Source organism: Aquisphaera insulae (assembly GCF_011064615.1).
Taxonomy (GTDB): Bacteria; Planctomycetota; Planctomycetia; order Isosphaerales; family Isosphaeraceae; genus Aquisphaera; species Aquisphaera insulae.
This window is the reverse complement of sequence record NZ_JAALJH010000078.1, coordinates 31,727-43,298: the sequence shown is the minus strand read 5'-3', so window position 1 is coordinate 43,298 and position 11,572 is coordinate 31,727. Positions and strand designations below refer to the sequence as shown.

The 11,572-nt window shown below is 70.7% G+C and carries 9 protein-coding genes; 7 read left to right on the top strand and 2 right to left on the bottom strand.

Annotated features, from left to right (window positions below; all coding sequences use genetic code 11):
• Window positions 1-205 precede the first annotated feature (205 nt).
• The 6 genes from G6O54_RS28760 to eutC all read left to right on the top strand — a co-directional run bounded on the left by G6O54_RS28760 (window position 206) and on the right by eutC (window position 9,194).
• Window positions 206-601, top strand: coding sequence for a hypothetical protein (locus tag G6O54_RS28760; protein WP_165231335.1), 396 nt, complete (start codon window positions 206-208; stop codon window positions 599-601).
• 167 nt (window positions 602-768) lie between these two features.
• Window positions 769-2,628, top strand: coding sequence for an ATP-binding protein (locus G6O54_RS28755; protein WP_165231332.1), 1,860 nt, complete (start codon window positions 769-771; stop codon window positions 2,626-2,628).
• A 63-nt stretch (window positions 2,629-2,691) separates the two neighbouring features.
• Window positions 2,692-5,280 (top strand): tetratricopeptide repeat protein, encoded by a 2,589-nt coding sequence (locus G6O54_RS28750; protein ID WP_165231329.1) that lies wholly within the window; start codon window positions 2,692-2,694, stop codon window positions 5,278-5,280.
• A gap of 151 nt (window positions 5,281-5,431) precedes the next feature.
• Window positions 5,432-6,853: an ethanolamine ammonia-lyase subunit EutB gene (locus tag G6O54_RS28745; RefSeq protein WP_165231326.1), complete on the top strand. Its 1,422-nt coding sequence runs from the start codon at window positions 5,432-5,434 to the stop codon at window positions 6,851-6,853.
• A complete protein-coding gene (locus G6O54_RS28740; RefSeq protein ID WP_165231323.1) occupies window positions 6,850-8,388 on the top strand; it encodes an amino acid permease in 1,539 nt (512 codons plus the stop codon). The genes G6O54_RS28745 and G6O54_RS28740 overlap by 4 nt, the downstream gene beginning before the upstream one ends.
• Window positions 8,385-9,194: an ethanolamine ammonia-lyase subunit EutC gene (gene eutC, locus G6O54_RS28735; protein ID WP_165231320.1), complete on the top strand. Its 810-nt coding sequence runs from the start codon at window positions 8,385-8,387 to the stop codon at window positions 9,192-9,194. The genes G6O54_RS28740 and eutC overlap by 4 nt, the downstream gene beginning before the upstream one ends.
• On the opposite strand, the gene G6O54_RS28730 is transcribed toward eutC, so the two are convergent.
• Complete coding sequence (locus tag G6O54_RS28730) at window positions 9,187-10,347, bottom strand: ATP-grasp domain-containing protein (RefSeq protein WP_165231317.1); 1,161 nt, start codon at window positions 10,345-10,347, stop codon at window positions 9,187-9,189. The two genes, eutC and G6O54_RS28730, sit on opposite strands and share 8 nt — an antisense overlap.
• 77 nt (window positions 10,348-10,424) lie before the next feature.
• Window positions 10,425-10,778, bottom strand: coding sequence for a DUF6370 family protein (locus G6O54_RS28725; protein ID WP_165231314.1), 354 nt, complete (start codon window positions 10,776-10,778; stop codon window positions 10,425-10,427).
• Between the two features lie 297 nt (window positions 10,779-11,075).
• On the opposite strand from G6O54_RS28725, the gene fae reads away from it, so the two are divergent.
• Window positions 11,076-11,570, top strand: a complete 495-nt coding sequence (gene fae, locus G6O54_RS28720) for a formaldehyde-activating enzyme (RefSeq protein ID WP_165231344.1) — start codon at window positions 11,076-11,078, stop codon at window positions 11,568-11,570.
• The last annotated feature ends 2 nt before the right edge of the window (window positions 11,571-11,572 follow it).

Here is an 11,572-nt window from a genome sequence, read left to right as displayed (position 1 = left end):
AGCGAGCCCTCTGATGCCCTCCCCCCCACGTGGGGGAGGGTTAGGGAGAGGGGGCGGATGGAGCGAGCCGTCGAGCGGGGGAACGGCCGAAGATTCCGGTGAGCCCGATCATATTAATGATCGCTCACATGTCATCAGCGATCACCCCCTCTCCCTAACCCTCCCCCACGAAGGGGGGAGGGGACCAGACGGGGGGAGCCCGGATTTGTTCCCCTCGTTGCCAGGTGGGGATTCGGGGAGGGCTTGTGAGATCAGCAACGAGCCCGAGCACGAAGCGACTCCCCCCGTCGAGGCCGACCGCTGGGAGCCGGCCCCGATCGTGATCGCGGAGGACGACCACGAGCCGCTGCCGGAGGACGTGCGGAATCCGAAGCGGCCGGAGCCGGCTCCCGCGCCCAAGGAGATGCCCATCCCCCAGACGCCCAGGGAGATGCGGGAATGGGTTGAGGCCAGCGGACAGGGGCACGAGCGAAGCGAGCGAACCCAAGGGCTGACCGCCGGAGGGAAGGAAATCCGGACGTTCATCGACCTGCTGGCCCTCAACCTGGAGACCCCGATCGGCCGCGGGCCGGATTATCGCAGGCTGCCGCGGCGCGAGTAGGGCTCGCCGGGGAGGAACAACGGTCGAGCACGCCGCGGATTGGACCCCGACCGCTCCCGTTTCCAAACCCGCCACCGAGCCGCTAAGATACTCGTTGCGACGGCCGCTCCCGGCGACCGTCGGCGATTCCCTCAGGCCGCGCCCCCTCGATCGAGGACGTCCCGTTCATGTCCGAATGGTCTCGCCGGATCCCGTTCAAGGTCGACGTCGCGGGCGTGATCCAGATCATGGGGACCTCGCTCTATAGCCGGGCCGAGGCGGCGCTCCGGGAGCTCCTTCAGAATGCCCACGACGCCGTGGTCCGGCGGCGGCGGGGCGACCTCGGCTACAAGGGGCGGATCGACGTCGTCGCCGATCCCGCGGCCGGGACGATCTCGATCTCGGATGACGGCGTGGGCCTGACGCCGGAGGAGGCGGAGAAATACCTCGGCACCCTCGGGATCGGGATCACGGGGATGCTCCGCCGTCGCGCGGGGAGTCCGGACCCGGTCCGCGACCCGGACGAGGATCTCATCGGTCAGTTCGGCATCGGGCTCTTCAGCGCGTTCATGCTCGCGGATCGCCTGGTGGTGGAGAGCCGCCGCCAGGGCGCGGCGGAGGCCGTCCGCTGGAGTGCCGGCGACGGCCCGGACATCGAGATCTCGTCGTCACCCAGGACCGAGCCCGGGACCACGGTCACGCTCCACCTGAAGCCCCAATACGCGGCGCTCGTCGACGACGCCTCGCAGATCGAGGCGGCCGTGAAGGAGTACGCGGATTTCCTCCCGGTCCCGATCCACCTCAATGGCGCCGGGCCCCGGACCAACCTCATCGAGGCCTCCTGGTTCGCGCCGACGCCGGACGTCGAGGCCATCGAGCAGGAGATCCTCACCTACTTCGACGAGTCCCCCCTCCACGTCATCCCGATCCGCGTGGAGCAGCCGACATCCATCGCCGGGGCCCTGTACGTCACGCCCCGGCGCACGCCCGGGTTCGCCGGCGAGCCGGTGCTGACGACCACGATCCGCCGGATGGTGATCTCGCGGAGGACCGCCGGCCTCCTGCCCGAATGGGCGAGCTTCGTCCGCGGGGTCCTCGAGCTGGCGGACTGCTCGCCGACGGCCAGCCGGGAGGACCTCGCCCGCGACGCGAGCTTCCAGCGGGCCCGCACGACCATCGAGGAGATCCTCCTCGGCCACTTCGAGTCGCTCATCCGGTCGGACCCGCAGCGGCTCCAGTCCCTCATCGCCTGGCATCGCTACTCGTGGGCCGGATCGGCGCTCGGGCACCCGCGGCTTCGCGGGCTGATGGCACGGGCCTATCAGTACACGACTTCGATCGGGCCGATGACCTTCGAGCAGATCCTCCACCGGAGCCGGGCCGACGGGCTCGTCGAGGCCGACGCGGACCGGGTCATCTGGTACAACACCGACCGTCGCCAGGAGCGATGGGTCAACGAGCTCTTCCAGGGGCAGGATTCCCCGTGCGTCCACACCCTGCGCGGCTTCGAGGAATCCCTCCTGGTCATGATGGCGGCCGACGCCAACGAGTCCGGGACGGCGACCGACCTCCGGATCGCCAGCCCCGGGACGCCGGGCTTCGGCGCGCAGGTCCTGGGCCTCCAGGATCTCGAGGCGGCCCCGGTCCGCTGGCAGCTCTTCCTGGAGTCGTCGGGGGCGAAGATCATGGTGGCGACCTTCCGCTCCGAGCAGCCCGCCATGGCGTTCCTCAACGAGAAGCACGACCTGGCGCGGGCCTTCGACGACCTGGGCAAGCAGGGCACGGTGCCGCCGGGCTTCCGTCGCCTGATCGAGTCCCAGTACGGCGGCGAGGACAAGCCGCGCAACGAGGTGATCCTCAATCGGGGCCACGACCTGGTCTCTCGTGCCCTCGACCAGAAGACGACCATGCCGCTGGCCAGCGTCCTCCGCCTGCTGGTCCACAACGCCCTCACCACCGCGGGCGCCGCGCTGCCCAGGGCGGCGCAGCGAGAGCAGGCCGAGGACCTGAGCTGGATCGCCGATTGCCTCAAGGGGAAGACCCCCTGAGACCAGCCCGGCGAGCCCCCCCCTCCCGACCCGACCGACATCCGTCCCTCGCGAGCCAGGACCATGACCGACGACGCGACCAGCGACGACCTCGACGAGCGGTTCCAGGAGCTTCGGCAGCGTGCATACGAGCTCAGCCAGCGCGGGCTCTACCGCTCCAACGCGGCCGTCGCCGGCGAGCTCCGGCGGCTCGCCCGCGCCGAGCAGCGGATCGTGGACTACCTCCACGGCAGCTTCGAGCTGATGAACCACGCGAGCAGCCGGCTCGAGCCCGAGACCCAGGCCGCCGTCGCGCTCGAGCTGATCGCCGCGCTCGAGGATGAGGAGCACGCCCGGACCATCCAGCCCGACCTCCCCGAGGCCGAATACGCCGCGACCCGGGCCTGGATGACCGCCTGCGCGTACGACAACCTCGCGTACGCCACCGGCTACCAGAAGGGCCTCAATTCCGAAGGGCTCCACGCCTGCATCAACGAGGGGATCGAGGTCTGCCGCCGGACCGGCAAGCTCGAGTGCATCACCTGCTTCCGCGAGTATGCCACCGAGGTCTACCGGTCGGCCGACGACCTGGACCTGGCCCTCCACTTCGCGCGGCTCGGCGAGTCGCACCAGGTGGTCGGCCGCCACGATCGACGCTGGGTCGGCGCGCGAGACCAGTCGCGGCTCCATCTCCTCCAGGGCCGGTTGGAGACGGCCCTCGAAGACGTCCTCCGCGCCTGGAAGCTCGCCGGGACCTACCACAGCCCCCGGATCGCGCGCTGGAAGACCCGGCTCCAGCTCGAGACGATCCTGCTCCTCATGGGCCGCGACGAGGATCCCGCCGCACTCCTCGGGCCTGCCCCCGCGACTGGGGCGGAGGCGGACGAGCCCGACGAGCTCCCCCCGCCCGGCGAGTTCCCGGAGCTCGAACACGTGCGAGCCCAGGTTGAGGCGCTCCGCCACCTGGTGAACAATCGGCCAGACGAAGCGGCCGCGATCCTCGAGAAGTACGATCGCCTGCTCGACCAGCGGAACTTCCTCTCCGAATGGTTCGAGAACCGCCTCCATCTGATCGCCGCACTTCGGACCGGGGGGCGGGCCGGCGATGCGATCGGGCGGCTGGCACGCCCGCTCGAGGAGCGGGCCCGCGAGGCCCGCGACTGGTTGACGCTCAGGCGGCTCGCCCTCCTCGTGGACGAATCCCGGACGCCGATCCCGATGGCCCTCCTCGTCGATCCGGCCTCGGCGGGCCGACCGGCCCCGGCCGAGCCGACGGCGGAGGTCGAGCACGGCACCGATGCCGACTCCCAGGGACCCACGCTGTCGCCGCTCCAGACGAAGGCCCAGGAGATCATGACGCGGGCCAGCCAGTTGGGCGCCGAGGATCGGTCGGATCAATGGCCGCCGCTCGTCGCCGAGGCCCGTGCGGTCGACCCCGCAACGATCACGCTCTCCGACGACGCGGTGGCACTCCTCTTCGTGGTCGATTGCCTGTTGAGCGAGGACTCGGACCCCGCGGCCACCTGGTCCTGGGCGATCCGGATCGCCGACCGATTCCCCGAGGATCCCCGGGTCCAGAGCCGCGTCGCCGAGCTCGGCGGCAAGCTGCTCTCGTTCCCCGATTCCCCGCTCGAGGGGCTGATCGCCGCCGAGGACCTCGAGCGCCGTCATCGCCGGGCGATGGACCTGGCCCCGGAGGATCCGGGCTGCTTCGCCCGGGCCGGGGTCTTCTACCTCGACGCGGAGAACCAGAGCGAGGCGGAGCGCTGCCTCGCCCGCGGCTTCCGGCTCGATCGCACCAGCAGCTTCTTCGCGCTCAACCTGGCGCGGATCTACCAGCAGTCCGACCGGCCTCGCGACGCCGTCGCCGTGCTGGACCTCTGCCTCCGCGAGGGCTCCGAGGACCCGACGATCTCCTGGCAGGCGGCCACCCTGGCCGCGGCCCTCGGTCAATGGGAGTCGGTGCTCACCTACATCGATCATTATGAGGCCCACGACCCCGGCGAGCCGTGGGCGAGCTATTACCGGGCCTTCGCCTTCGTGAAGCTGGATCGCCCCGACGAGGCCCTGGAGGCCGCGGCCGAGGAGGGCCGCCGCAGCCCGGAGCGTCCCTTCGCCTGGGAGCCGCTCGCCGCCGCGGCCGCCGCACAGAAGGGCGACCTCGACGACTTCCGAGCTCGGCTCGAGGCGATCCTCGATCGGCCCCTCTCCGGCGTCGACTACCTCACGCCCCGGGGCAAGGTCCAGATCCTGGAGCTCCTCCGGACCGCCGCGAAGTCCCTGCCGGCGGACGACCCATCCCGTGCCCGGCTCGACGAGATCCTCCTCGCCTCGGGGCTGGCCACCAACGAGTACTTCGACGAGATCCGCAAGCAAGGCGAGCCGGTCAATGACGTGAACTTCTACGAATGCGTCATCGATCAGCCGCTCGACGCGGACTGGCCCGGGTCGCCCGGCTGCCTGGCGGACGAGCAGGGCTGGACGGGCTACACCATCGCCTGGGGCGTCCTCGCCCGCTCCGAGGACGAGGCCCGCCGGATCGCCCTCGACTGGCAACGCCGCTGCTACCCCCTGCCGGCCCGTTCCTGCGAGGTGCAGGAGAATGGCTCCGGCTTCCGCGACGCCGTCGGCGTCGTCTGGCAGGGGTTGCGCGAAGGGCGGACGGAACCATGAGGCCGGAGCCTTGCAGCCAGGCTCGACCTGCCAATTCCGGTCCCCTCCCCCCAACGTGGGGGAGGGGACCAGAAAGGCCCGCCTTCGCGGTAGGGTCGGGCTCGGGTGTCGAAGGCGATCGCTCCGTGTTCACGCCCCGAGGGACCACGCCGTGAACCTGTCCACCACGCTCCGCGGCGAGCGATTCAACTTCCCGGGGCTGCGTGAGGTGTTCGCCCGCGCCAATGAGGTGAAGTCGGGGGACCTGCTCGCCGGCATCGCCGCGGCCAGCGAACGCGAGCGAGTCGCGGCCAAGGTCGTGCTCGCGGGACTTTCGCTCCGGGAGATCCTCGACCATCCCCTGATTGATCCGGACGAGGACGAGGTCTCCCGACTCATCCTGGAGTCTCACGACGCCGGGGCCTTCGGGCCGATCGCCGGGCTCTGCGTGGGCGAGCTCCGCGACCTGATCCTCGGCGACGATTGCGACGGAGAGGCCCTGGCCGCGATCGGGCGGGGCCTGACGCCGGAGATGGCCGCGGCGGTCGCGAAGCTGATGAGCAACAAGGACCTGATCGTCGGGGCCGGCAAGATCCGGGTGGTCACCCGCTGTCGGAACACTCTGGGCGAACGCGGGGTGCTAGGCGTCCGCGTCCAGCCCAATCATCCGACCGACGACATCGGGGGCATCCTCCTGGCGGCGGCCGACGGGCTCATCCTCGGCTGCGGCGACGCCGTGATCGGCGTCAATCCGGCGGCCGACTCCGCGGAGACGGTCGCGGCCATCCTGCACGCGCTCGACCGCCTGATCCGCGAGCTGAGGATCCCGACCCAGGCCTGCTGCCTCGCCCACATCACCACCCAGCTCCAGACGATGGAGCGGGGAGCGCCCGTGGACCTGCTCTTCCAGTCGGTGGCCGGGACCGAGGCCGCCAATCGCAGCTTCGGCATCGACCTGGCCATGCTCCGCGAGGGCCGCGACCGCGTCCTCGAGCATCACCGCGGCCGCGACGTCTCGTGGGCCGGAGACCAGGCCATGTACTTCGAGACCGGCCAGGGCTCGGCGCTCTCGGCGGGTGCGCATCACGGCGTCGATCAGCTCACGCTCGAGGCCCGCGCGTACGGCGTGGCGCGGGCCTTCGACCCGTTCCTGGTCAACAGCGTGGTCGGGTTCATCGGCCCCGAGTACCTCTTCGACGAGCGGCAGATCATCCGGGCGGGGCTGGAGGACCACTTCATGGGCAAGCTCCTGGGCTTGCCCATGGGCGTGGACGTCTGCTACACCAATCACGCCGAGGCCGATCAGAATTCCGCTGACAACCTCCTCACCCTCCTCTCCGCGGCCGGCTGCAATTACTTCATGGGCGTCCCCTGTTCCGATGATGTGATGCTGAACTATCAATCCACAAGTTATCACGATGCGCTGGCCATGCGTCGGCTCTTCGGCCTGGGCCCGACGCCCGAGTTCGCGGCCTGGCTGGAGGAGGTGGGCCTGACGCGGGGGCTCGCCCTGGTCGACTCCCCGCCGGCCCGGCGGGCGATCCTCGGGTGCGTGAGCTCCGCCGTCGACCCCGCCGGGAGGTCCCGCGGATGAACCCACACGCATTCGTCGAGGGCGAGGAGGTCGAGGACGAATCGGCCCGGACCGCCCCGGAGGACGCCAGCCGGCTGCATGCGATGGGCTACGCCCAGGAGCTGGCCCGGCGGCTGGGCGCCTTCTCGAACTTCGCCATCTCGCTCTCGATCATCTGCATCCTGGCCGGCGGGGTGACCTCGTTCCACCTGGGCCTCTGCGCCGCGGGGGGGGCGTCGATCGGCCTGGGATGGCCGCTGATCTCGGCCTTCGCGCTGGTGGTCGCGGCCGGGATGGGCCAGCTCGCCTCGACGTTCCCGACCGCGGGGGGACTCTACCACTGGGCCTCGATCCTCGGCGGCCGGGGCTGGGGATGGGCCACGGCCTGGCTCAACCTCGCGGGGCTCGTCACGGTCCTCGCGGCCATCAACGTCGGCACCTACCGGTTCGCGTACGGGGCCCTCGGGCCGGCCCCGGGGACGTTCTCGCCGTGGGGCGAGTACCTGCTCCAGGCCGCGGCCCTGGTCCTGATCACGGGGTCGCAGGCCGCCGTGAATCACCTGGGGATCGGCGCGACGGCGAAGCTGACCGACTTCAGCGGCTACTGGATCCTCGCGATCTCGGCGGTCCTGACGGCCTGCCTGCTCGCCTTCGCCCCGACCTTCGAACCGTCGCGGCTGGTGGCGTTCGCCAACTTCGGCGGCGAGGCCGGCGGCGGCACGTGGCCGGCGACCGATCAGGTCTGGCTGCTCTTCACCCTCGGCCTGCTCCTCCCCGCCTACACGATCACGGGCTTCGACGCCTCGGCCCACGCCTCCGAGGAGACCCTCCACGCGGCGACCGCCGTGCCGCGGGGGATCGTCCGTTCGGTGCTGGTCTCCGGCATCGCCGGCTGGATCTTCCTGGCGGCCGTCCTGCTGGCGGCCCCAAGCCTCCCCGAGGCGGCCGGGCAGGGCGAAGGGGCCTTCCTCTGGATCCTCAACCGGACGCTCCCGGACGGACTGTCGCGCGGGCTCGTCGCCGGGATCGTCCTGGCGCAGTATCTCTGCGGGCTGGCGACGGTCACCTCGGCCTCGCGGATGGCCTACGCGTTCGCCCGCGACGGCGGACTCCCCTTCTCCGCCCTGCTCCGACGGGTCAGCCCGTCCCGGCGATCGCCGTCGGCCGCCATCTGGTTCGTCGCCGCGGCCTCGGTCCTCTTCACGCTCTACACGCCGGTCTACTCGACGATCACGGCGGTCTGCACGATCTTCCTCTATCTCTCGTACGTCGTCCCGACCTATCTGGGCGCCAGGGCCCACGGCCGGACCTGGACCGAGATGGGCCCCTGGAACCTCGGCCGCTGGTATCGACCAATTGCTTACATCAGCATTCTCGGCTGCCTGGTCCTGATCGCCATCGGGATGCACCCGCCCAACGGCCGCGCGGCCTGGGTCGTGGGGGGCGCCGCGGCCCTGCTGGCCCTGGCCTGGCACGGCGGCGAGCGGTCGCGGTTCCCGGGCCCGCCCAACCTGGATCGGCTCGCCGCGGGGATCCGCCCGGGGGGGCCGTCATGAGCGACAATGCGCCGATCCGCCAACGAGACCCCGGCCCGGCCGAGGGGCCGGACCTGGATCGCATCCGCGCCCTGACCCCGGCGCGGATCCTCGCCGGGCGAGCCGGCGGGTCGTACCGGACCTCGACCCACCTGGAGCTCCGCGCCGACCACGCCGCGGCCCGCGATGCGGTCCTCGCCGGGATCGACCTCGCCCGCGACCTGGGGGAGGGCTTCGCGGCCCGCTGGGGCCTGTTCGAGGCCCGGAGCCGGGCCTCGTCCCGCCAGGAATTCCTGGTCCGCCCCGACCTGGGGCGACGGCTCGACGACGCGTCCCGCGAGGCGATCCGCCGGGGCTGCCCCGCGTCGGCCGACCTCCAGGTCGTCATCGGCGACGGCCTCTCCGCGACCGCCGTCCGCGCCCAGGTGCCGCACCTGCTCCCGTTGCTGCATCAGGAATCAGAGGCGCGCGGCTGGCGATGGGGCCGGCCGTTCCTCGTCCATCACGCCCGGGTCGGCATCCTCAACGACGTCGGCGAGATCCTCGACCCGGCCGTCGTCGTCCTCCTCATCGGCGAGCGCCCCGGGCTGGCGACGGCGGAGAGCCTGTCGGCCTACATGGCGTTCCGCCCCCGAAGCGACCACGACGACTCGCGCCGCAACCTGATCTCCAACATCCACGGCCGGGGCGTCTCCAGCTCCGACGCCGCCCGCCGCATCGTCGCCCTCGCCGCCCAGATGATGGCCGCGTCCGCCAGCGGAGTGGCCGTCAAGGAGACGGGCATCCTGCCGATCCCCGTCGACAGTCATCAAGGTTCAATCACATAGGTTGTGACGAGCTCGGCCTGGACCTGCTCCAGAAAATCCGCCTCCAAAGTTGCTCCTCGGCCCTGCGAAGACGACGCTCGCACCCCGGCAGGCTCTCGCCCCGCGCGAACACGGTGAGGATGGGCTCTCCCGCCGCGATCGGCGTCCCCGGCCATGGTACGTCGGCGATCCGCGGCAGGGCGAAACGATCGACCAGGGCCGACCGCGGCAGGGGGATGTCCGGCGCGATCAGGGCCTCTCTCGCATAAAGGATCAGCTTGCCGACGACCGGCGCGGCGGCGGCCATGGCACGACGATCGGGGGCCCCGCCGCCGCAGGCCCTCAGGTGCTCCGCCAGCAGCGAGCGGCCCGTGGCGAATTCGAGGACCTCCACCGAGGCGGTGTAGCGGGGGTTGACCTCGATCGGCACCGGCTCGCCGTCGTGAAGGACGAAGTCCACGCCGAAGAGGCCGATCAGGCCGAACGCCTCCGCGAGGACCCGGCCGGTGGTCCGCAGCGTCTCCATCACGGTCGGCGGCAACTCGCAGGGCCCGATGCTGCCGCGATAGATGAAGGGCAAGCCGGGCTCGCCGATGAGCTGGCGCGATACCCCGATGAGCTCGACGGGCCGGGCGCCGGCCAGGAAGAGGGCGGAAAAGCTGGGGCCCGCGATGAACCGCTGGGCGTAGCAGGTCGAGGGGTTGAAATGCGATCGATCGAAGAGCCGGCGAGAACCGATGCCTCCCCCGGAGGCCCGCGGCTTGATCAGCCAGGAGCCGTCCGTCGGCACGCCGAGCACGTCCCCGGCCACCTCGGCGCGGGGCAGGCCGTGGAGGCCCAGGACCGTCGCCAGGCGGAGCGGGTCGCGGACGGCTCGGAGGACGTCCGGCGGATTCCCCAGGAGAGAATGATATGAGGAGATTGTCCCCACGACATCCGGGTGGTTCTCGAGCGGCCCGGTGTAGATCCACGCCGAGCTCGGGAGGCTCAGGGCGCGGTCCCTCAGCCCGTCGGTCTCGTCCGCCGGCTCGACACGCTCGACGGCGCCAAGGGCGGCCAGATCCCGATCGGCGAAGTGGTCCACGCACCGCGGGACGACGCCGGCTCGCACGGCGGAGGCCGCCGCGGCCCGCGTGCAGGCCCCCACGATCAGCAGGTCGTGCGGTCCGTTCATGAAGACGGCCCCGGCCCTCGCATCAGCGTGGACCGGGGCCCGCTCCGGCTCGGGTCGATCAGGGTCGAGAGGCTCGCTCAGTCGACCTTCTTGATCTTGTCGGTCACGGTCACGACGAGCTTGTCGTCCTTCTTCTCGCAGGTCCCGGTGACCTTGACCTTGACGGGCTCATCCTTGGAGGCGCCGCAGAAGCCGGCGCTCTTGTGGGCCTCGTCGGAGAGCTTGCCGGTCAGGTAGTAGGTGGTCTTCTTGCCGTCCTTGGTCACGATCACGACGTTCTGGCACTTCTTCGCTTCCTTGTCGACGCCGCCGCACTTGGCGCACAGGCCGTCGCCTTCGATGGTGATCTTCTTGGCATCTTCCGCGGCGTGGAGGAGGCCCATGCCGGAGAAGATCACGCCCACGGCCACCAGGGTCAAAAGCTTCCGCATCGGTCGGTCTCCATAGGGGATTCGGGGGAGGGACACGGGGGATTGAGCGGTCGGGACGCGTCGCGAATCGGGTCGCGGCGACCTTGCCACATCGTCATTGGAACAATCCCGGCCGCCCAGGACAATCGAATTCCCGGATTCCGCGGGGAGTCGGCCCGCCGCCAGGGTTGCCCCGCAACCGTCTGGCGTCTATCATGCTCGGTCATGAGCCGGGGCGACGCGGGCTCCTCGCCCGAGCCTCGGGACCGCCAACTCGACACACCGATTGCCAGGGAGAATCCAACGATGGCCAGCGAGATCGTCATGAACATCGGCGAGGGACTTGTCGGCGAGGGGAACGAGATCGCCCACATCGACCTCCTGATCGGCAAGAAGGACGGCCCCGTCGGCGCGGCCTTCGCCAATGCCCTCTCCAACCAGTCCGCCGGGCACACCAACCTCCTCGCCGTGCTGACGCCCAACCTCGTCTGCAAGCCGGCCACCGTGATGATCACCAAGGTGACCATCAAGGGGATGAAGCAGGCGGTCCAGATGTTCGGCCCGGCCCAGTACGGCGTCGCCAAGGCCGTCGCGGACAGCGTCGCCGACGGCACCATCCCCAGCGACCAGGCCGAGGACCTCGTCATCGTCTGCGGCGTCTTCATCCACCCCGCGGCCGAGGACAACGCCAAGATCCTCAAGTACAACTACGAGGCCACCAAGCTCTCGATCGAGCGCGCCATGAAGGGCTCGCCGACCGTCGGCGAGATCACCGCCCAGAAGGACAAGGTCGAGCACCCCTTCGCCAAGTGAGC

Excerpts from the sequence above, each read along its gene's own strand:
- G6O54_RS28740 (WP_165231323.1), top strand. The coding sequence starts at position 6,850 with ATGAACCCACACGCATTCGTCGAGGGCGAGGAGGTCGAGGACGAATCG.
- G6O54_RS28755 (WP_165231332.1), top strand. The coding sequence starts at position 769 with ATGTCCGAATGGTCTCGCCGGATCCCGTTCAAGGTCGACGTCGCGGGC.
- G6O54_RS28750 (WP_165231329.1), top strand. The coding sequence starts at position 2,692 with ATGACCGACGACGCGACCAGCGACGACCTCGACGAGCGGTTCCAGGAG.
- G6O54_RS28725 (WP_165231314.1), bottom strand. The coding sequence starts at position 10,778 with ATGCGGAAGCTTTTGACCCTGGTGGCCGTGGGCGTGATCTTCTCCGGC.
- eutC (WP_165231320.1), top strand. The coding sequence starts at position 8,385 with ATGAGCGACAATGCGCCGATCCGCCAACGAGACCCCGGCCCGGCCGAG.
- G6O54_RS28730 (WP_165231317.1), bottom strand. The coding sequence starts at position 10,347 with ATGAACGGACCGCACGACCTGCTGATCGTGGGGGCCTGCACGCGGGCC.